Raw genomic sequence first — 20,923 nt, forward strand, 5'->3', positions numbered from 1 at the left:
AGTCAATAGTAAACACCAACGAGTAGAAACTTTTCGACGGGGTGAACAGGGTTTATGGATTCTGCAAACCTATCAGCAAGAAAGTTTTAGTTTACAGAGTATTAATCTGACGGCATCTTTTCGGGATTTATACGAGGATGTTACCCTATAGGGAATGAAAAATAATTAAGGTACAACCTCAAAAGGTTGATTTCCATACCGTCGGTAAATATAGAAATCGCTATCGAGAGTGAATATTTGTTTTTGATTAAGAACTTCAGCCATGGCTACTAAAGAAGCATCTGCTAAATCCATAGGAACATCTTGATATTGTATCATTAAGGTTTCCATTCTTTTTAGTTCATCTGAATTATGATGGTGTATTACCAGTATTTCATCTACCACATAACCCCATAATTCTTGTTGTGCGAACCAACCACCATATCGACGCAATAAATACATTGCTTCGGTAAAACAAGCGCAAGTCGTGACAAGGGGGGCCGATAGCGAAGATAAAATGTCAACACAACGCTGATGATTTTTATCAGCTTCATTAATTAAGGCAATAAGTGGAGAAGCGTCGCAAAGAGTCATTGATGTAATGCTGATTAGTCTTGAACATCTAAAATATTTGTAAAAACTTCTTCTACTCGCTCAGATAAATCTGATGGCTGAAAATAAACTCGTCCAACTCTTCCTTTTAATTTTTGGTCTAGGGTTTCTGGAGTGGAAGAATTGGAAGATTGATTAGGTAGAATGGTCAATCTCACTCGCTGACCTGCTAATTTAGCACTATGCTGTAAAATTTCTTCCCAAGTCCCCTCTAAAGTGTTTTGTTCCATAGATATTGATTTGAATTTCGTTCTTTCCTCAGTGTAACAAGCAAAAGATAAAAAAACAAATTTCTAGAATTTTTTTGTCTTATTGTTTTCTACCGGGGGGAATAAAACGGATTTCAATTCTGCGTCTGCTTGCATCTGCGTCACGATTAACCGCAGCTAATTTACCCGATGGGAGGTATAACTGTCCTGCGGAAAAAGCTCGAAATTTGACGTTTTTGAGTTTACCTGTGCTTTCGATTTCTTGCACTACTGCTAAAGCTCGCATTAATCCTAAATCAGTGTTAGAACCAGGTACTAGCATTTTAACAGATTGTTTTCTGCTGGCAACCGATTCGATATTTTTATCGAGATTACTTGTCTTCTGTATTCCTTGTCCGTCGGTGTGTCCAATTACTTGAATGAAGTCGATTTCTCTGTCTTTGGTAATGGTTTCGATAGCGGGAATAATGCGCTGACGAATATAGGTTTTTAAAGCGGGGTTTAATTCAGCACTTCCCGACTGAAATTTGAATTTTCCTGATTTTTCATCGATAACTATCGGGGTTGCTGTTTGCAGTTTTCGGTTAGCTTCCTCCAGTTTGCTGATGAGATTATAGGACTGAAAAAGTGCCAAGAGGAGAAATAAACTCAGAATCATGAAAGCATTGGACATTAAATCGGTAAATGCGGGATAAACATCCACCGATTTATCTTCATCCCGGTAGTAGGTACGTCTAGACATAATTGCTTAGAATTTGTTAGTGAAGTTATCAAATATAGTCTTAATCCCCTTCTCAACATCTTTTTGAGGAGGATTAGGGATTGTCTTAAAAAGTTCTTCCATCTCATCCTTAAGTTTTTCTATCTTATCCTTTAAGTTAGAAAATTCAGAAAGTTCTTCCATCTTATTATTTAAGTTAGAAAAGTCAGAACGCATATCGTTAATTTTCTCCAGTTCTGCTAAACATTTGTGAATTTCTCCATAGATGTGTTCAATCATTTTTTGATTTGATTTATTTTCCTTAGCGATAACTTTCTCTAACTTATCTCGCAAAGATTCTAAGTTAGCAGTTAATTGACTGGTGTTGGTGTTCACCGCGTTAATTACTTGAGAAAAATCTGATTTAAGGCTGCCAAATTGATTGGCTGTTTTCTCAATAGATTGGGAAACTGCTTTTAATTGTTCTGAGTTCTTAGTTAATTTATCATTAACTACCATCCCTAAGTTATTGCTTAAAAGGTTTAACTCAGACTGTAAGCTTTCCTTGACTTGAGTAAGTTGCTCTGTCACTGTATCAATTAACTGAGACAAGTTAGCATTAGTCACATCGAGATTATTACTAGAGCGCTCAATCCCATGGGAAGCAGTGAGAATTTTATCGGAGGTTTGGGAGAGTCTTTCATCGAGACGATTGATAAGTTGGTTTCCTAATTGTTTCGAGTCGGAGTTAAAACTGTCTTGATAGGTTTTCACAGTTTCGATTAATTTTACTAATTCTCCCTGGATGTTAGATAACTTTTCTTGTTCGGTGACTGAGCGTTGCTGATTTTGTTCTAGGATTGTCTCAGATTTTTGATTCAAGTCAGTAATTTTTATTCCTAACTCAACCATAGTTGTCATGGAACGCTGGAAGTCTTGAGTTAAAGAAGCTAGAGATTGAGTTGATTGGTTTAAATCTGTAGTAGAATCGGCAAACTGTTGATGAGCAGTCATTAAATCTGCGGTTGCTTGCACTAACTTATCGGCAAATTGACTACTTTCGATTTTTTCGGAAGCTTCCAGAAAACCTAGCGCACTATTTTGTAATTTTTGAGAAGATTCTTGGATATTTAAATACACTTGTTCTGCTAAATCGTTAGCTCTTTTATTACTGCTGATAATCTCCCCGATATTCTGCTCTAGTATTGCAGTGGATTGAGAAAATCTCCCTTGGGTTTCTGCTAAACTAGCGGTAAACCTTTCGATATTACCAGAGAAGTTACTTTTTTCAATTAACTCTGACGCTTGTTTAAAAAGCAGTACACTATTTTTTAGTTCCTGAGAGGATTGTGTAAACTCTCGGTTTGCTTGCGTGATAATTGGTACTTGCTCGTTAAGTTCAAAAGCTGAACGCTGAAAAGTCGTCGCACCAGTAGATAAAGTTCCCGCAGTTTCAGTTAATCTTTCACAAACCTGGGTGACTAACTTAGCAGTTTCCTGATTACCATCAGCAATTTTTTTAGCAACTTTCTCTAAAGAAGATTCTAATACTCTCGTCACCTCAGTATGAAAGTTAGTCAGAAATGCTTGCTGTGTATCCACCATGCGATTAACCGCTTTATCCAAGCGACTATTCCCTTCTACAGTCGGCTGCAAGATGTTATCTAAATAGTCTTCTAGGGAACTAATTAGATTTACTTTAGCAAGGTTGGTGTTAAAGATTAAGTTAATCACAGTCAGTAAAGAACTACAAGCTAAACCAATTAAGCTAGTGATAAAAGCAATCCCCATACTTTCTAGGGGAGTTTTGAGCTTTTCTCCTAAACTTTGCACATCGACATTATTAATATCGATAAGTGTGCTGATTCCCGTCAGATTGAGAGTAATTCCGAAGAAAGTTCCCAACAAACCAAAAGCGAGGAGGAGATTGGGTAAGACTCTTACAAAATAATCCCATTTCTCGCAACTAAGAGATTTAGACATGAAAGTAAATTTTTCTTCATGGTATAAACTATCCACCAAAGCTGCGGTATTAACATCATCTAGTTGACGACTGGCTTTCTCAAATTTAATCTCTAGATTAGAGATAATTTTAGGTGAACCCTTGGGACTGTTTCGCGGAATTAAACCCTTGACTTTTGCAGTTGAATCTTGGAGATATTTATAGAGAGTCATCCGGATTCTCACAGCTAAGACGGTGGGAAAAATAACCAAGACTAGAGTTAAAACAATCAGATAGGGGGGAAAAAGGTTAAGTAATGCCATGATAGTTATTGGATACCTCGAATTGTGGTTGATAGAGAGAGTTGGGGGTGAATGTTTCCTCAGATAGCTGGGGAAACATTATTAAGATTGATTAATTTGACCATTCATCAGTAGTGCTAACCTCTGCGGGTAAACTGGGTTGACTACTGTTATTATTTGTTCCCAGTAAAGTTTGTTGCTTTTGCTGTTGTTTTTCGAGTTTTTTCTGTTCAGTAGCACGTTTTTCTAGTTCCATTTTCAGTTGATTAACAAAACGGGTGATAATTCCTTCTTTTGCCTCCTGTTGAGTATTTCCATCTTGTCCAGCTACCTTATCTTTGTAGCGATAATTGGGGTGATAGGAGGGTAAATTTTTGACATTGTTGACAAAATAGCTGACATTCTGGAAATAATCACCCTCGTTAGTAAATAATAGGGTAGGATTAGCCAAAATCTCATTTTTTGCCTGATTAAGCAGTATCTGCAAAGCATTAATCATGTCATTACGAGAAGCAAATTGTTCTAAAGCAAGTCGCCAATTACCGCTAATATCAATGATGGACTTATTGTTAAATAAATCGCCTTCGATGACTAATTGATAAGTATCATCCTCCTCATCGTATTCTAGTAAACCGAGAGCAATTGCGGGATAGAAAATAAACTCTAATTCCTCAATTAATTTGGCAGGTGGTGGGATAATATCAGCAAAATCTATCCTGTAATCATTGTGTAAAATGCTGATTCTCTTTTGGTCTTGATAGATTTTTTGTAACCCAGATAAATCAGTAATGATTCTTAGGGGAAACCCACCAAACTCGTAGGTAATTAGGATTTCTTCGTCGGTTTGAATTGATTCAAAAGAAGTCCCCCGATTAATATTTAAATCAGATTCGAGAGTCTTCATAAATCTTTGCATGGTGGGTGAATTATCGTCCTTAGTCCCAATTAGTAATTTTTTATCTGGATGCAAGCGATAGTAAGCATCATTAACATTTATCGGTAACATTAAATCAGCTTCTCGCAGAATTTGCGCCAAGCGTTCAGGAAAATCATGGGGTTTATATTGACCCATAAATCGCTTAATTACTGCATCAATTTTATTGGTGCTTACTGATTGAAACTGTTTCTCGATTGTTGCTGTTAGAGTCTCTTTGAGAGTCTCATTATCAATAACAAAGGATTGGCTAAATAAACTGAATAGGGAAGCATTATAGCCTAAATTATTGGTGACTTTTTGGCTAACGGAAATATATTGAGTTCGGGAGTTACTGTCAGGGATACAGTTATCAATATTCTCCTCTGGAAAAATACCTTCCCCAGTCATCTCGTCGAGATTTAACTGCATTAACTCCTGTTCGTATTTATCGTATTCTGTGATTAGCTGATATAGGGATTCTTTCAGTTGTTGTATCTGCAGCATTCGACTAGAAATATGCTTGAGAATCGCTTCAACAATCTTTCTAGATTCGCGATTGATACTGAAATTAAAGTTATGCTGAATTAATTTTTGTCCGCTTTGAACGTAGTCTCTTAACTCGGCCTTGATTCTCTCACTATTGGCATTTTTACTGAACATCTTGAAGACAGACTTTTTCCCGTTTATATCTTCGAGAGTTTGTTTAACATTTCGCCAAATGTTATCAATTTTTTCCGAGGAATGAAACCCTTTATTATCCTGAGATAATTCCTCTAGATTCCCCTTATAGGTATTAATCTGTACTTGTAAAGCGACCAAAAAAGATAGGCTATTTTCCAAAGAAAATTCTAAGCTATCAGGATTAAGAAGAATCTCCAAAAATTGGTCAATATCTGACTTAAATTTTTCGATTAATTTAGGTTGAGTTTGTTGGGTCAGAGTTAACCAGATTCCGCGACTGCTATCTGTTTCTCCCCCTTGTACTTTGCGAAACTCTTTTTCTAGGGATTGCTTGACGGTTTGGGGTAAATTCTCCAAATCTTGACTATTGGATATTTCTTCCTCTAGGGAATTTTTCCAAGAGGTTAAAGTCTTGGAAAAAGTTTTATTATTCTCTAGGGTTGCTTCTTCCAATCTGGCAGTAAAATAATCCTTATTACTTTGGGTACTCCAATTAGCTAGGAACTTACTTAATAACTCTTGTCCACTGGGACTTTGACCATATCCCTCTAACCAAAATTTAATTAATTTGAGACTAAAACGATTGAGACCAATCTGCACAATTCGGTCGCGAGTAAAATAAATCCTCGCTAGTCCAAAGGACATATAACCTTGACACATCTGAAAAGGATGATTATCTGGACTAATCATCGAGTTTTTATAGTTATCCCGATTGCCTTTGATGCGAGGAGATAACTCATCGGCAAAATCCAAGAAAATCTTGTAAGCAATGACATTACATAATTTACTTTTGTTATTAATCCGGTAATCTCCCGCAGTGCGATTAGAAACTAAGTAGGCAAAATCAAAAGGAGAACGTTTTTCATCGATGTGGACGAAATTTTGTTTATCATAACAGGCTTGAAAGGAATTACTTTCATTGGTATAATGGTCTAACTCTTTCAAAGCTGCATAGGTATTAGCTCTCATAATTGCGCCATCACCATAAAGTTTAGGACTAATTACCAAATAACCAAAGGATGTATATTCGGCGGTTTGTTGTAAAATATGACGCAAAGTGTAGGCCACATCGAGGAAAATACCGCTACCAGTTCCCCCACACAAAGAACCGACCACAAAGACATTTAAACCCTCTTGGACATTAAAACTTTGACCGTTAACTTTACCGCTAAACATAAAGGATTCATGACCAGAAGTTCGTCTTTCCGCTGCTTCAATTGCCTCCTGAATTTTTTGATAGTTATGGAAGAAAGCTAAACGACCGACGGGACGAATACCCCCCGCACCATTTTCAATGGCAGTTATTTGTTTTTTTAGTCTTGGATCTAACCAGCTTTCAATATGGGAAAAGGGACTTTCAAAAAGGGTTTTGTGTTCAAGTTCATAGGTGAGATTGTTAACATCCTGAGCATTCATATTAATGAATACTCTTTCAGCAGCTGATAGAAGAATTTCTTCCCCGTGATAGCTATTTCCTGTGGGTAAACCCGAACCATTGAAAGCATTTTTATCTGTGTCAATATGAACAAAACTGACAACGGGTAGGTTAGATAACTTCCCGTATTTATCAATAATAAAGCGACGAATTCTCATCAACACATCTCGACCAGTACCACCTAATCCGATGATAATTGTCCGTTTGATAGCGCGGGTTTGACTGGTGTTAGCCATAGTTTAAATCTCCTGAGTTATTTTTTACTAATCTGAATTTGTAGGTCGAAATCTTGATGGTTATGGTGATAGGTTAAAGTCAGGTAATTTTTATCTATCTTCACCTCCTGAGTTAGTTGATTACCTCGATAAAAAATCTCTGCTTGTTTAGTGGGTTTTAGATATAACTGATTACCGCGTCTTTCTAAATAGCAGCGAATTTCTTCCCCAGCACGAGAAAAGGTATTCCTCTTATGTTCTTCACCACCGATGTTAATTCTTTCGGATGTTTTTAAAATATATTTTTGGGTTTCATCTTCATCCTGATAAGATGAGACTTCAATAGTCCAAGCAGTATTTAACAGCAACCAGTGACGAATTCCCAAAATACTCGCTACTATTCCCCCAATTCCCATTAATGTAATTACCAATGCTGGCAACCATAACTGACTCAAGAGATAAGGATTAATCAAACAGGTTTCTTGTCCTCCCGGTGCGGGAGTGCAAAACTCTTGTGCTGTGGAAGCAATATCGACAACTGATAGTTTATATTTATTGCCGTTAGTGGCGGTAATTTCTTGGGTTCTTAGATTAATTGGTAGGGAATTAAGCCAGTTTTGTCTCTCCAAACTTTCGGGAGAATTAGCAAGACGAAAAGGGCTATTTTTTGGGGTTTCTATCCACTGTTGTGAAGTAATCCCCGCAGCAGTAGAAAGGGGTGCATCGGTAATCCAAACTACCGACTGGGGTTTGATAGCTTGATTGGCAGTTAAACGACACTGATTTAAGCGTGCCAGTCGAGTATAAACGTGCCATTCTGCGCGCTGAATATCGGTATTTTTAGCACTTTGGCTAGATTGCCAGGGAATCGCCTTTAAAACCGCGTCTATATCTTCCTGACTCCGAATTAAAATCGGTTCTGCAATCGGTTGAACATTATCAGCAAAGGGGACTAAATAAACGGAATCGTTATTTTTTAAACTATCGCGAATAATTTGACCGAGGCGCGTGCGTCCTTCATCATTAAAGTTAACACTACCGGTAAGATCGATCGCTAGGATAACATCTCGTCCCTGCCAACGAGCCACCAAATCTAATCCGAGTTTTTGCCAATCGGTAAGCGGTTCCCCGGGGGATACCGTTAAACATTCAGCACTTTTCATCTAACCTCGTCCGAGAGTGAAAAATTGAGCTTATCCCTATCCTTGCCCCATTGTACTAAAAAATTAATACTTCTTAAAAGTTTTTTTCGCTTTTATTCTCGACTTGCTCTAGGTTATTGTCAATAGTAAACATAGACTAAAATAAATTTTAAAGTTAAGCTGCCCGCGCATTTAAATTGCTTGTTGAGATAAGGCACTCTTGCAAGAGGCAACAGTAAAGGGATTGAGGGAGATTCAGAGGTTAAAATGGGTCCTAGCTTATCATCTAACCACCTAATCCTAATTCTCGTCTGAGCAATTGAATTGATTTATCCCCAATATAATTATCACTACAGATAATTTCTGGCAGACGAATTAAATCCGATCGCACTTCATTAATCATATTTTTAATTAAAGTATAACTCGCTTGATCACTGATAATTGTCTGGGAAGTTCGAGCTAAAACTTTTAACTTATCCGTTTCATGAATTTGGGCAGACATAACTAATAAATCATCGCCCCGTAAACTATGAATTAAAATTTCGGCCACCTTAATAATACCGGTGCTAATACTGACAATCCCCAAGCGGCTATCGGTGGGTAATTTTTTGATTAATGCCAATTCCTTGCTGTAATCGTAGATATCGATGGGAATGACTCGTAATTGAAAAGGAGCGGCAATTTCCTCCGCTACACTGATAAAATAGCGACTGGTGACAACAGTGGCAGATTTAGTATTGGCTAAAACTTGGGCTAAATCCTCCATTGCCACTAATTGGACGGGAATTTTGAGGGATTGCTCTAATTCTCTTAACATTAGTTCCCCTGCACCCAAATCGTGACGGGGAATGGTGACAAGAACTTGAGAACTACACTGCGATCGCCAATCGATTTCCGCCAGTAATAACTCGCGAATTTGCTCTAAAGTTAAACCTTGAGCGAGAAAACCAGCCAAACTCTGGCGAATTAGTCGGCCTATTTCTGGATTTTGTTGCAATAGGGGCGAACCCAATAAATTATCGTTTTCATGCCCGCGAGCCTTGACATAAATCCCCGAACCTGCTATGGATTCTACTAACCCATCGTCTTCCAGTTGTTGATAAATTTTACTTATCGTATTACGGTGTAATCCCGTGATCATAGCTAGTTGACGGGTGCTAGGTAAACGATGGCCCGGTGGATACTGACGAGAGGCGATAGCGAAGCGAATTTGGTCAAATAATTGCTTAGAGGCGGGTATTTCACTGTCTGGCTGGATTTGGAACTGCATCGGATCACTTCGCTCACAAACTACTTTCGCTGATGCCCATTCTATCATTAGACCCTCTGCTGTAATCGGACATCTTCCCTGATCTGATGGGTTCCCGAGGCAGTATTCAGGAGCTAGAAGCAGAAAAAACCAAGATGTTATACTAAATCCGTTGAGTAACGTACAGAAAACGGGTTTCTCGGAGAAACCCGTTTTCTACTCATGCACTAATAACCGATTTAGTATTATTTATTTAAACCAGAAAAGCCACTTTTTTGCTGAAAAATAGTTAAAACAATCATTTTAATCCGTCCCTGAAATCCCACTCATGGGGTAGATAGTCAACAGCTGATTAAGGGGATTGATCCTCGTGGAGAAGTTTTAAGCGATCGCTCAAGGTTTTGGTTAAGCGGACAGTTTCCCGTTTTAGCGAATTTTGTTGATAATCAAGCACATTAATCCCTTGACCGATATTTACTGTCGCTTTGCTTCCCCATCCGGGGTAAGGCTGATTATAACTAATGCTTACCGGCAAAATCTTGATATCTGCATCGGGTTTCATAGTCGTAACTTCCAACGCGATCCGCGCTACCCCCGGTTTAAGAGGATGAACTACTTGATCGCGAGAGATACCCCCTTCTGGAAAAATCGCCACCATTTCCCCCGCGGCCAAAAGTTCGACGCTATGGATCAGACTACCCATACCGGGGTGATCGGTGTTGACGGGAAAACCCCCCAAACGTCGGATAAACCAACCTTGCACCCCTTTGATCTCGTTAGCGGAAACCATAAAGCGCAAATCGCGTCCACTAACTAAACGTCCCACCGCGTAGGGTAAAATCAAGGCATCCCAACGGGACCGATGGGTGGGGGCCAAGATGACACCTCCCGTTAGGGGAATATTTTCCTGGCCCGTAACCGTTATTTTGCTGAAAAAAGCTGGTAAAACTAGATAATTTCCCAGAAAATAACAAAAGCGAATTAAACAGGGATTAATTCGGGAATTGACAGCAGGAATTTTTCTAATGGTGAGGGACTCGTCAACGATAGTGCTTTGAGACATCCGAAGTGTTAGGAAAGATCGAGACTTTCTGACCACTCCTACTTTAAAGTAGTTGTCTGGGGGTCGCCATCTTGTCCTGACCAGTTCGGCAATTGTCTTGGGGGATTAATGGTTAGGATTGCGGTTCTACTCCCGATCCTACCGGTGCGATCGAGTTTAATTGCAAAGAGGGATGATCTTCTTTGACTTGCTGTAAATTCCACTCATTTTTGAATAATAAGACGGGACGACCCCAGTAATCTTTGACAGTTAGAGTATTAAAGAGTTTACCTGCTTTTTCTAAAGCGGCCCAACCCCCGGCTACCCAACGGGCTAAACTATAGGCTAGGGGTTCGAGGGTAGTTTCGACTCCGTACTCGCTTAAAAGACGGAATTGCACCACTTCAAACTGTAATTGACCGACAGCGGCTAAAATCGGGTCGCGTTTAAATTCATCGATCGAGGATAATATCTGTACGGCCCCTTCTTCCTGTAATTCCGAGACTCCTTTTTGAAACTGTTTGAACTTGGAAGGGTTAGGATTTCTGAGATAGGCGAATAATTCTGGAGAAAAACAGGGAATCCCTTCGTATTCGAGCTTTTTACCCATATAAATCGTATCACCGATCGCAAAGACCCCGGGGTTATTCAATCCGATCACATCTCCGGGATAAGCTTCTTCAATAACTGCCCGATCTTGGGCAAAAAGCTTCTGAGGACGGGATAAACGGATAGTTTTACCTGTTCTAGCGTGGTTTACTACCATATCCTTCTCGAATTTCCCCGTACATACCCGCACAAAGGCCACCCGGTCCCGATGTTTGGGATCCATGTTTGCTTGCAGTTTGAAGACAAAACCGGTGAAATCGGGATAGGTGGGATCAAGGACACCGAGGGAGGAATTGCGTCCTCTGGGTGGCAATCCATAGTCGAGGAAGGATTCTAGGAATAATTTCACCCCAAAATTGGTCATGGCGCTACCAAAAAAGATCGGGGTCATTTCTCCTGCGTGGACTGCTGGTAAATCCAATTCCGCACCCAATTCCGAGAGTAGTTCTATATCCTCTTTTAACTGGTAATACAGGTCTTTTTCGAGATGATCCTCAATTTTGGGGTCGCCAAGCTCGATCACGGTTTCCTGCGCCTCCTGAGAGCCGTGGGAGCGACGTTCAAACAGGTGTATGGTCTGGGTAGCTCGATCAAAAACTCCCCGAAAGCGATCGCCAATTCCGATCGGCCAATTGACGGGATAGGTTTGTAATCCTAATTCTCGCTCGATTTCGTCCAATAAATCCAGAGGTTCGCGGCCGGGGCGATCCATTTTGTTAACAAAGGTAAAGATGGGTAACTGTCGCAGTTTGCACACTTCAAAGAGTTTTCTCGTTTGGGGTTCCAAACCTTTGGCCGCGTCGATTAACATCACTGCATTATCGGCAGCGGCTAGGGTACGATAGGTATCTTCGCTAAAATCTTGGTGGCCGGGAGTATCGAGGAGATTAATCTGAAAATCACGATAATCGAACTGTAAAACCGTGGAAGTAATCGAAATTCCCCTTTGTTTTTCCATTTCCATCCAGTCGGAGGTGGCCTTGCGTTGGTCGCGTCTTGCTTTGACTGCACCCGCTTGATGGATTGCACCCCCGTATAGTAACAGTTTTTCGGTCAGGGTGGTCTTTCCCGCGTCAGGGTGGGAGATAATGGCAAAATTTCGCCGTTTTTCCAAGACAGCTTCGCTGGTTTCTAGTTCTTTTTCAATTTCGGTCGTCATTCTAATTTCGATCGCTTTCCTATCTTTCTATTCTAGTTTAGCTGGGGAGTTAATCCGCTCAAAAAATCGATCGCTCCGGGAAAAGTCATTAAAAAAAGTCTATGCTAGGATAATTTACAATCCACAACTGATAGTGTTATGAGTGATAATACCAAACAAATTTATAACTACACCGTTATTCTAGAAAAAGAGTCAGACGGTGGTTATCACGCTTTTTGTCCTGCGCTTCAAGGTTGTCATTCTCAAGGAGACACTTTTGAAGAAACGATTGTCAATATTACAGAAGCTATGGAATTGTACCTCGAAAGTTTGATAGCTGATCATCAACCCATTCCCAAAGAAGATTTGATTTTTAAGCCTTTAAATATTTTAATATGAGTCAGTATCCCGCAGTTAAAGTCAAAGAGTTTATTAAAGTTATTGAAAAATTGGGCTTTTATTTGGATCGTCAAAAAGGTAGCCATGCTATTTACAAAAATAGTGGTGGATGTAGGGTTGTGATCCCTATTCATTCAGGAAAAGATATTAAGCAAGGTACTCTCATGGGTATGATTCAAGATATTGGTCTTGATAAAGAAACATTTTTCGAGTTGTTACGAAAATAAGAGTTAAAAGATAGTCGAAGCGATAGCAGCAATTGTGCTTTAAGAGGAACGAAGCAATGTTTTAGACAAAATGTAAATTATAATCTGCAAAATCTGAATTATAATCTGTAGAAATGTCTCATACACTTTCTTGATAATTGATCTGTGGCACAAAAAGAATCCTTAGATATCAAACATCGTTTTGGTAAAGCTATCAGAAGACGCAGAAGGGAACTTGACTTATCTCAAGAAATCTTAGCTGAAAAAGCGGAACTGCACCGAACTTATATTTCCAGTATCGAACTTGGTAAGTGTAATGTATCTTTAGAAAATATCGAAAAGTTAGCCAAAGCACTTGATATATCTATTGCTGATCTTTTTGCTGATCTATAAATTTGATTAATTGCAATTCAGTATGGATAATAACCAGTTAGTGATAGAAATTCAAAAGCTAATTAAAAACTCAATAGAAAACTATTTTAAAAAACCCAAACCTAGGAATCATCATATTTTAGATTATTTATTTCCAGAAGAGAGACAGATTAGTTCTGTGATGACTGGACTAACGACAAGCATGGGAACTACTTTCTGGGAAAAATTAGCAACCTTTTTAGCCAAAGATAATGGATTTCGTATTTTATATAAGCAGGATAAAAAACTTTTACAACCTAGTCCATTTCCTCAAGACTTAAGAATTGAACTCGATAATTTAAAAAGTCTCAGAAAATCGAAAGAACAAAAAATATCCATGACAGAGTGCATTGAAAGACTTAGAGTAGTAGCTAAGAAAATAAATAGGAATAACCTCAATTATATCGATCCTCCTTCTGGTCATGGAGTAGATATTTATTTAATCAAAGACAATATTGAGTATGTGTTTGATTTAAAAGCTACACATCCTAATAGGGGAGATGGTTCTAGATTTAGCGACCAGTTGTTAGATTGGTATTGTTATCGGCTGTCCCGTGAACCTTTAGCAAGTATTCACACAAGAATTGTTATTCCTTTTAATCCTTTCTTACCTCAAACATGGTGGCAATCACAGGGAAATAAAATGTATCCTCTAGAGGAACATCATGATATATGGGTTGAAAATGAATTTTGGGATTTTTGTTCTGGTAAAATCAATACTTGGTCATTAATTAAAGAAGCTTTTATCGATCTTCAAAAAGATCAAGCATTTATCAACAAGTATAGACAAAAGTTTCGTAATTATCTAGATAATTAATTTGGTAAAATTATTTCCAGTAAATTTCTTGCTACTGCCTCCACCACTGGTACAGGAACAGCATTTCCGAATTGTTTTTTAGCGATAGCCGGCTGTGGATGATAGATAAAATTATCGGGGAATCCTTGTAATTTACGCGCATCTTGGGGAGTAATTTCTCGAAACTTTTTGGGTTTATAGATTTTCTTTAAAAACAATTGTTTGTATTCTTGGGGATGAGTAGCGGTAATTGAAATAGTAGCAATATAATCTTTAGCACCCGTAGCGGTTAGGGTAGGAATAATATCGGCCGTCGGTAAAATGATCCGATAAATGCCGTTAATTCCCGTCATATTTTTCGAGTTAATAAATTCATACTTACCCTCCTGCGTTTGCCAACAAATACCCAGAGAAACTAACTGATTTAGTTCCTCGATTTTTAGGTCGGGTATAATTTCCAAAAAAGTAGAAAAAGCCACGGGATGACCATCTTTTTCGCCATACTTTTTACTGCGTCTTAATTTCAGCAAAGCTAAACAGATACTTTTTTGTCGTTCCGTAGTTTTGATAATATCCCAAGAATGAATAGTTGTGTGGCCATTTCTTAAATCAGAAAAAATAAAAAAGTCATTTAATTCATCTTCTTTTTGAAAACGAGTTCTTGATGGAGGAACAAAACCATTAAATAAAGTATCTGCTGATAACTTAACTTTCTCGACGGGTTGAATATTTTTGATGTCTTCTAAAATATCTAAAACCTTCGGATGGATACCCAAAGGTAAGGGAAATTTAAACCGCTCATAGTTATCTATATTTTTTCTAATTCCTACGATAAAAACTCTCTCGCGATTCTGGGGTAAACCAAAATCGTAGGCATTTAATAACTGCCAGTAAACTTGATAACTACAGCTAGTTAATTCATCGATAATTAACTCTAAATTCTCCCGATTGCGAGGACTAGCTAAACCACTGACATTCTCGAAAATAAAGCTTTTCGGTTGACTTTTCTGGACTAATTTAATCACATCAAACCAGAGTTTTCCCCGGGGATCTTCAAATCCCCGTAAACATCCCGCCACCGACCAAGGTTGACAGGGAACGCCGCCGACAATAAGATCAAGATTATCGGGTAAATTGCTGATTTTACTCACATCTCCGAAAGCAATTTCATCGCTGTTGAGATGGCTAATAAAATTCTGTTGATAAACTTGCATGGCCTGTTTATCGATTTCTGAATAGCCTAAACAACGTCCTCCCAATTTCTCCAAAGCGATTCTAAACCCACCGATTCCCGCAAATAAATCGACAAAACGATACTGGGGATGGGTAATAACTAGATGTAGGGGTAATTGGGTTTGTCTGCTGACTTTAACTGTAGTTTTCAAGGGTCAATAATTCCTTTTCACCGTCTGGGAAGATGCCTATCTGTACTAATTATTTTAGTATAAATTAAGAGTTTTTTTCTAGAGATCTCCTCTCCTGCAAATTTCCTGTCTCCTGACTTGAAAGAGGGTGTGGGGTGTGGGGTGTGGGGTGTGGGGTGTAGGGTGTAGGGTGTGGGGTGTAGGGTGTGTGGGGTGTAGGGTGTAAGGTGTGGGGTGTGGGGAGTTTTCTCAGTGAACTGATAACTGATAACTGATAACTGATAACTGATAACTGATAACTGATAACTGATAACTGATAACTGAATCCTAACCCAACGGTAGATGTGGGATTTTTGCAGGAGATCTATCGAGTCGAGGAATACTCGTAGTCTTCGATAATATGGAGAAGTCGCATAGCTGAACTACAGGATTCTTCTAAAATTTCCTGTTTCTCCTGAGAATCTTCGATTAAATCTTCAGATACTAGACGCAAAGAACCTAAAAGACTATTAAGACTGCTTCTCGCTTCGTAGGATAAATAAGCTTTTCTTTTTTGCTCATCTTCCCTATTCTTAGAGTCAGCCCCTTTGCTATCACTAAATTGCAGAGCGTGTAAATGGGCATAATGACCACCTTGAGCTAATAATTCCTCATGATTGCCGATTTCTGCCACTTTTCCCTTGTCCAGCACCACAATTTGATAGGCTTTTTGAACAGTGGAAAGACGGTGAGCGATCACAAGAGTAGTCCGCTCGCGACAGAGTTCGTCGATCGCTTCCTGTACTAAACGCTCAGAAATTGTATCCAAAGCACTGGTAGCTTCATCGAGAATGAGAATATCCGGATCTCGCAGTAAGGCACGAGCGATCGCTAATCTTTGTTTTTGTCCTCCCGAAAGTCTCACTCCCCGATCGCCAATTTCCGTATCCAGTCCTTCCGGCAGTTTGCAGATAAACTCGTAGGCATTCGCCCTTTTTGTCGCCTCTAAAATTTCTGCATCACTAACATCGCTTAATCCGTAGGCAATATTAAAACGGAGAGAATTATTAAAGAGAAAAGTGTCTTGACTGACTATTCCCATCGCTTTTCTCAAAGATTTGATCTCATAATCCCTTAAATCTTGACCATCAAAAAGAATCCTCCCGGCTATAGGATCATAAAAGCGTGGTAATAAATCAGCAATTGTCGATTTTCCCGCCCCCGAAGCACCAACAAGAGCGATCATTTTTCCTTTTGGAATCCAAAGATCGATGCCCTTGAGAACTAATTCTTGATGACCAGGATAGGAAAATTGGACGTTATCAAAATGAATACCTGTCTCTAATCTTTGATAGGGAATAGAACCATTGCTCATAAATGGTTTATTCTCTCGAATGAGAAAGTCCGCTACCACCTCTACTGCGGAAACATCACCCAATAGACTACTCCTAGCACTGTTAATTTGACTAACTATCGGCAGGGCCCGGAAAAGTACATAGAGATAGGTCAATAAAATCGTCGCTAAAGCTTGCAGTTGTTCATTAAAAAGATAACGACCAGCAATGATAATTAAAGCAATAATAATTACCCCACCGATCTCATTGAGCGGAGCGATTACAGCATTATTAGTCTGGGCATCTAAACCCGCTTTCTCCCGGGCTTCTATATCTTCCACAATAGATTCTAATTCGTATCTTTCATTGCCTACCGCTTTAATTAGACGAATTCCCGTTAATAGTTCCAACAGTTTATTAGTTTGCTGTTTAGCCGTTACGGTGATAATCTCTCCAAACTTTTTCGCTCTCTTGACAAAGTATTGATTAAGCAGAGCTAAAAAGCCACCCAAAATACTAGAAAGAATAGTTAATTGCCAAGAAATTGATAATAAAATAGCCAAGTACATGAAAGCTGTGGCGATGACCTTAATCAGGTTTATGTAATTTCTAATTGATGCTACAGCCCGATTAATCTCGGACATAAAACGATTAAAAATATCTCCTATTTTACTTTTTACATAATAATCTATATCCACTTCTAGCAAAAGAATAACTGAATCAATTCGCATATCTTTTGCCATAATTAAAGACAAGTAAGTGCCTAGCCAATTACTGACAAAATTGGTAATATGCTTGAGGATTAAAATTAATAATATCGCCGCAAACATCCAGAAAAAACGAGTATCGACCGAGAAAATCTCAAAAACTGAGAGCAGCTTTTTGATAAGTTGGGGGGCATTTTTTAAGAGATCATTTTCGGGATTAATAAAAGAAATTAGCAAAGGGATAACTAAAACAGTTCCTACCCCATTAAATATGGTACTGGCAAAGCCTATAATGATGCTGGAAACCACTAATATCCAGTGTTTCAGCGTATATTTAAGCAGAATTTGATTAGGATTCATCGCAAGTAATAAAGTAAATAGTCAACGGTCAATTATCCTACTCGCCAGACTCTAATATTTCCCTTCCAGAGAAGTAATTAGGCGAGAAAGAGTTGTCGCCATGGCGGTGGTACTATAGGAGGCGATACAGCGCTCTCTCGCTTTTAGTCCTCGTGCATTAGCCGAGTCGAGATGATTAAAAACTTCGCTAATCATAGCAGCTAGTTGCTCTGGCGATCTAGGTTCGACTAAATAGCCAATATCAGCTAAAATTTCGGGTATATCTGCCACTTTAGTGGAAATAATCGGTTTAGCCATCGCCATACCATCGGTGAGTTTAATCGGAAATTGGGCGTTAGCCGTAGCTTCATCCCTCTGGGGAACGATAATAGCATGGGCAGCGGCGATAACTTCTGGCATTCGCTCGATCGGTTGAGCAGGTAAATGAATTAACCAAGGTTGACCTTTTTCTAGCAAACTATCCAGATAACCATCCCCGATTTGGCGACCTCCCACCAACACCAATTTAAAATCAGGATCACCAATTTGATCTAAAGCGATTAAGACATCTTCTAAACCTTTGTGGGGTCTAGCTGTACCCGGGAACATTAAAACTTTATACGCGGATAAACCGTATTTTTGACGACAAGCGACAGGATCGTAGAGATTGGGATCGAAAAGTTGCGTATCCTTGCCATTCGGTAAATAAATCCCCCCATAACGCTTTTGCAAAAATTGATTATTAACCGTCACTGCATCAGCGCGGTTAATTAAATTTTCCATCCAACGCAGATAAAGAGGGTGATTCGGATCCCTAAGCGCACCATTTTTTTTGAGGATATCCCTAGCTAATTGTCGAGGATAAGGACGATAGGACCATCGATCGCCACCAAACCAACTCATTTCCCAATCGTCAATATCAAGAATTAGGGGACGTGGGGAAAAAAAACGTTTCAGTAAACCGATGCCGAAACTGGTGGGACGGGGTTTAACCGCATAGATAATCTCTCCAGAGATGCGATCGAGTAAAGTTTTGATCTGGCCAAAAAACTGGGGATAATTATTGCCTTTGACCGATACCACGGGTAAATTCCCCGGTGGGGTGGGATAGATGTCCCGTCCAAAAATCGGACCATAAACCGTCACCTGACAGTTTAGCTGTTGCAAGACTTGAGCAATCAAATAGACTCTTGTGCCACCACCACCGGATAAATCTGGTGCTAAAACAGAGATTTTTTTGTTCACGATCGCCGATCAATCCAGATTATCTAGCACGATAGGAGAATGTTAATCAATGTTAACGTTTTTGTCAATCTTAGGCGAACTTAACATTATAGACTAGACAAAGAAAACTAACATATACATAGCCGAGACGACTAACTGAGTAAACATCACTGGTAAACCGTAGCGCAGAAAGGTATGAAAGCTAATTTTGCCCCCGTGTTGTTCAGCGATGCCAGCGGCGACAATATTAGAAGAAGCCCCCACTAAAGTACCATTACCCCCTAGGGTGGCCCCATACATCATCGCATAGAAAAGCGGTAAAACGGACGGGGGAAAAGAACCGGCATAATCGGGGGAAAGAACCTCAGTCCCGACTAAATTAACATTAACAAGGTACTGTTTCAGTAGTGGAACCATGGCCACCACTAGGGGAATATTCGGAACGACACTGGAAACAAGTCCGACAAAAAACAGCAAGACTAGAGAACCTAAAAAGATATTTTGGCCTAAAATTATCGCCAGAAGTCCCGATACACTATTAACTACGCCAGTTTTTTCTAAGCCGCCAATTAGGACAAAAATTGACATAAAAAATAATAGGGTACTCCAGTCCACATCTCGAAGAATATTATGCACCGTATCGATTTTCGATTGCTGGGCTAAAAGTAGGGCTAAAGCTGCCCCCATCAAAGCAACAGCCGCCGGAGCAAGGGGTACAGGAAAAGATTCACCGACGACGAATAAAAATAAGACCAAAAAGACGATAATTCCCCCCAGAGCTAAGACGCGCGGATGATTAATTTTCGGATGGGGTAAGTCTTCTAAATGCTCGAATTTTGTCCGCCAGATCGTGGGAAATAACCAAGGTAACATAACCAGAATGGTAATGACTGCCAAGGCACCACCTAAACTTAAACGCTGTAGGTATTCCATGAAGGTGATATTAATAGAATCACCGACGATATAAGTAGCGGGATCACCAACAATCGTTAATAACCCGGAACTGTTGGCAACGAAAACCATCAGGATTAAGAGCGGCACAAAATCCACGCCTATATCTTGAGCTAAGGGAGGAATTAGCGGGGCTAATAACATCACCGTGGTAGCGTTGGGTAACACCGCACAGATTGGGGTAGTAATGGCGACAATTCCTATTAGTAATAATTTGCCCTGTCCCTTGGCTAAAAGCACCATTTGTGCTGCTAAATAATCAAAAATTTTCGTTGGTTCAAAGGCTCTTACTAACACCATCACCCCAAAAAATAGGGCAAGAGTGGCATAACTGCGACTGATATAACCCACCGCCTCTTGAAGAGTCATGATATGGGTAAAAACTAAGATTAAAGCCCCCAGTAAAGCCGCTACGGTAATATGAAGCCACTCGAACATAATAACCACAATGACTGCAATAAAAGTCATCGCAGCAATCCACATTGGTAAAGATTCCAGCATTTTTGATCCTGTTTTTACTCTTGGTTTCTCGATACAACTAAAAGTTTGCTCGAAAAATGTACAGCAAACTCATAGAAAATATGGTTATCTACGGAAAATCTTAAAATTGTTGTGATCGGTAAGCTGATATGAGAATCTCCATAAACAATGTCTCCTGTAAGTTATGACTATCAAGTAGTACCAGCGACATAACTGAACCGATCAAGACATTACTAGGAATGTAGTGATGTTTCAGTCTTCCCCCCCACGCCGACGAAGTTAGCTGACGGGCTAGGATAGAGAGATATCCTTTTCTAGGCTAAAAAATCTAGAAATACGCCCCAAATGTGGTTCCTCCGCTCCGAATTTGTCTAGCTAATATCTAGCATAGAAACTTGGATTAGGCTGACTTACTCTGTTTAGTGATCCACCATAGCATACTAACCCAAAAAAAACTATATAGCCCTATACTAAACCTATCCTGTCGGTTATCCCCCGGGTTGCTAGGATAGAACAATGATAAGCTAATAGCTAACGACTGACCGCCATAGCAGCCACATCA

17 protein-coding genes, 1 pseudogene and 1 riboswitch are annotated in these 20,923 nt (G+C 39.4%); of the genes and pseudogenes, 5 read left to right on the top strand and 13 right to left on the bottom strand.

Annotation, left to right across the window (positions count from 1 at the left end; all coding sequences use genetic code 11):
* Positions 1 to 151: pseudogene (locus IM485_RS17790) on the top strand (Uma2 family endonuclease); the annotation flags it as partial.
* Positions 152 to 165: 14 nt separating this feature from the next.
* On the opposite strand, the gene IM485_RS17795 reads toward IM485_RS17790, so the two are convergent.
* The 9 genes from IM485_RS17795 to prfC all read right to left on the bottom strand — a co-directional run bounded on the left by IM485_RS17795 (position 166) and on the right by prfC (position 12,192).
* Positions 166 to 573: a type II toxin-antitoxin system VapC family toxin gene (locus tag IM485_RS17795; protein WP_002801652.1), complete on the bottom strand. Its 408-nt coding sequence runs from the start codon at positions 571 to 573 to the stop codon at positions 166 to 168.
* 14 nt (positions 574 to 587) lie between these two features.
* Positions 588 to 821 carry a hypothetical protein gene (locus IM485_RS17800; protein ID WP_002756604.1) on the bottom strand — a complete coding sequence of 78 codons (234 nt, stop codon included), beginning with the start codon at positions 819 to 821 and terminating at the stop codon, positions 588 to 590.
* Between the two features lie 79 nt (positions 822 to 900).
* Entirely contained in the window at positions 901 to 1,542 is a 642-nt protein-coding gene (locus tag IM485_RS17805) for an OmpA family protein (protein ID WP_002733090.1), read from the bottom strand.
* 6 nt (positions 1,543 to 1,548) lie between these two features.
* Positions 1,549 to 3,765, bottom strand: a complete 2,217-nt coding sequence (locus tag IM485_RS17810; protein WP_104397057.1) for a coiled-coil domain-containing protein — start codon at positions 3,763 to 3,765, stop codon at positions 1,549 to 1,551.
* Between the two features lie 91 nt (positions 3,766 to 3,856).
* Positions 3,857 to 7,012, bottom strand: a complete 3,156-nt coding sequence (locus tag IM485_RS17815; protein WP_104397056.1) for a tubulin-like doman-containing protein — start codon at positions 7,010 to 7,012, stop codon at positions 3,857 to 3,859.
* Positions 7,013 to 7,029: 17 nt separating this feature from the next.
* On the bottom strand, positions 7,030 to 8,154 hold the full coding sequence (locus IM485_RS17820; protein WP_104397055.1) for a vWA domain-containing protein: 1,125 nt from the start codon (positions 8,152 to 8,154) through the stop codon (positions 7,030 to 7,032).
* A gap of 265 nt (positions 8,155 to 8,419) precedes the next feature.
* Positions 8,420 to 9,451: a GntR family transcriptional regulator gene (locus tag IM485_RS17825; RefSeq protein WP_287744709.1), complete on the bottom strand. Its 1,032-nt coding sequence runs from the start codon at positions 9,449 to 9,451 to the stop codon at positions 8,420 to 8,422.
* A 283-nt stretch (positions 9,452 to 9,734) separates the two neighbouring features.
* Complete coding sequence (locus IM485_RS17830) at positions 9,735 to 10,445, bottom strand: lysophospholipid acyltransferase family protein (protein WP_287744712.1); 711 nt, start codon at positions 10,443 to 10,445, stop codon at positions 9,735 to 9,737.
* Positions 10,446 to 10,557: 112 nt separating this feature from the next.
* Positions 10,558 to 12,192 (bottom strand): peptide chain release factor 3, encoded by a 1,635-nt coding sequence (gene prfC / locus IM485_RS17835; RefSeq protein ID WP_130757878.1) that lies wholly within the window; start codon positions 12,190 to 12,192, stop codon positions 10,558 to 10,560.
* Between the two features lie 138 nt (positions 12,193 to 12,330).
* Between prfC and IM485_RS17840 the strand changes: the two genes are divergently transcribed.
* From IM485_RS17840 to IM485_RS17855, 4 genes are all read left to right on the top strand, one after another.
* A complete protein-coding gene (locus IM485_RS17840; RefSeq protein ID WP_002777417.1) occupies positions 12,331 to 12,570 on the top strand; it encodes a type II toxin-antitoxin system HicB family antitoxin in 240 nt (79 codons plus the stop codon).
* Complete coding sequence (locus IM485_RS17845) at positions 12,567 to 12,797, top strand: type II toxin-antitoxin system HicA family toxin (protein WP_002744591.1); 231 nt, start codon at positions 12,567 to 12,569, stop codon at positions 12,795 to 12,797. Before IM485_RS17840 ends, IM485_RS17845 begins: the two co-directional genes overlap by 4 nt.
* 144 nt (positions 12,798 to 12,941) lie before the next feature.
* Positions 12,942 to 13,169: a helix-turn-helix domain-containing protein gene (locus IM485_RS17850; RefSeq protein ID WP_008203587.1), complete on the top strand. Its 228-nt coding sequence runs from the start codon at positions 12,942 to 12,944 to the stop codon at positions 13,167 to 13,169.
* A 22-nt stretch (positions 13,170 to 13,191) separates the two neighbouring features.
* Positions 13,192 to 14,004 carry a TdeIII family type II restriction endonuclease gene (locus tag IM485_RS17855; RefSeq protein ID WP_104397052.1) on the top strand — a complete coding sequence of 271 codons (813 nt, stop codon included), beginning with the start codon at positions 13,192 to 13,194 and terminating at the stop codon, positions 14,002 to 14,004.
* Here the strand turns inward: IM485_RS17855 and IM485_RS17860 are convergent.
* The 4 genes from IM485_RS17860 to IM485_RS17875 all read right to left on the bottom strand — a co-directional run bounded on the left by IM485_RS17860 (position 14,001) and on the right by IM485_RS17875 (position 20,382).
* Entirely contained in the window at positions 14,001 to 15,368 is a 1,368-nt protein-coding gene (locus IM485_RS17860; protein ID WP_287744714.1) for a DNA cytosine methyltransferase, read from the bottom strand. The genes IM485_RS17855 and IM485_RS17860 overlap by 4 nt on opposite strands.
* Before the next feature lie 343 nt (positions 15,369 to 15,711).
* Positions 15,712 to 17,727: an ABC transporter ATP-binding protein gene (locus tag IM485_RS17865; protein ID WP_287744716.1), complete on the bottom strand. Its 2,016-nt coding sequence runs from the start codon at positions 17,725 to 17,727 to the stop codon at positions 15,712 to 15,714.
* 51 nt (positions 17,728 to 17,778) lie between these two features.
* A complete protein-coding gene (locus tag IM485_RS17870) occupies positions 17,779 to 18,951 on the bottom strand; it encodes a glycosyltransferase (protein ID WP_287744718.1) in 1,173 nt (390 codons plus the stop codon).
* Positions 18,952 to 19,044: 93 nt separating this feature from the next.
* Complete coding sequence (locus IM485_RS17875) at positions 19,045 to 20,382, bottom strand: ArsB/NhaD family transporter (RefSeq protein WP_104397048.1); 1,338 nt, start codon at positions 20,380 to 20,382, stop codon at positions 19,045 to 19,047.
* Between the two features lie 232 nt (positions 20,383 to 20,614).
* A riboswitch (cyclic di-AMP (ydaO/yuaA leader) is annotated at positions 20,615 to 20,744 on the bottom strand.
* Positions 20,745 to 20,923: the final 179 nt, after the last annotated feature.

Origin of the sequence: Microcystis sp. M169S2 (genome assembly GCF_020245865.1) — a bacterium.
Classification (GTDB): Bacteria; Cyanobacteriota; Cyanobacteriia; order Cyanobacteriales; family Microcystaceae; genus Microcystis; species Microcystis ichthyoblabe_A.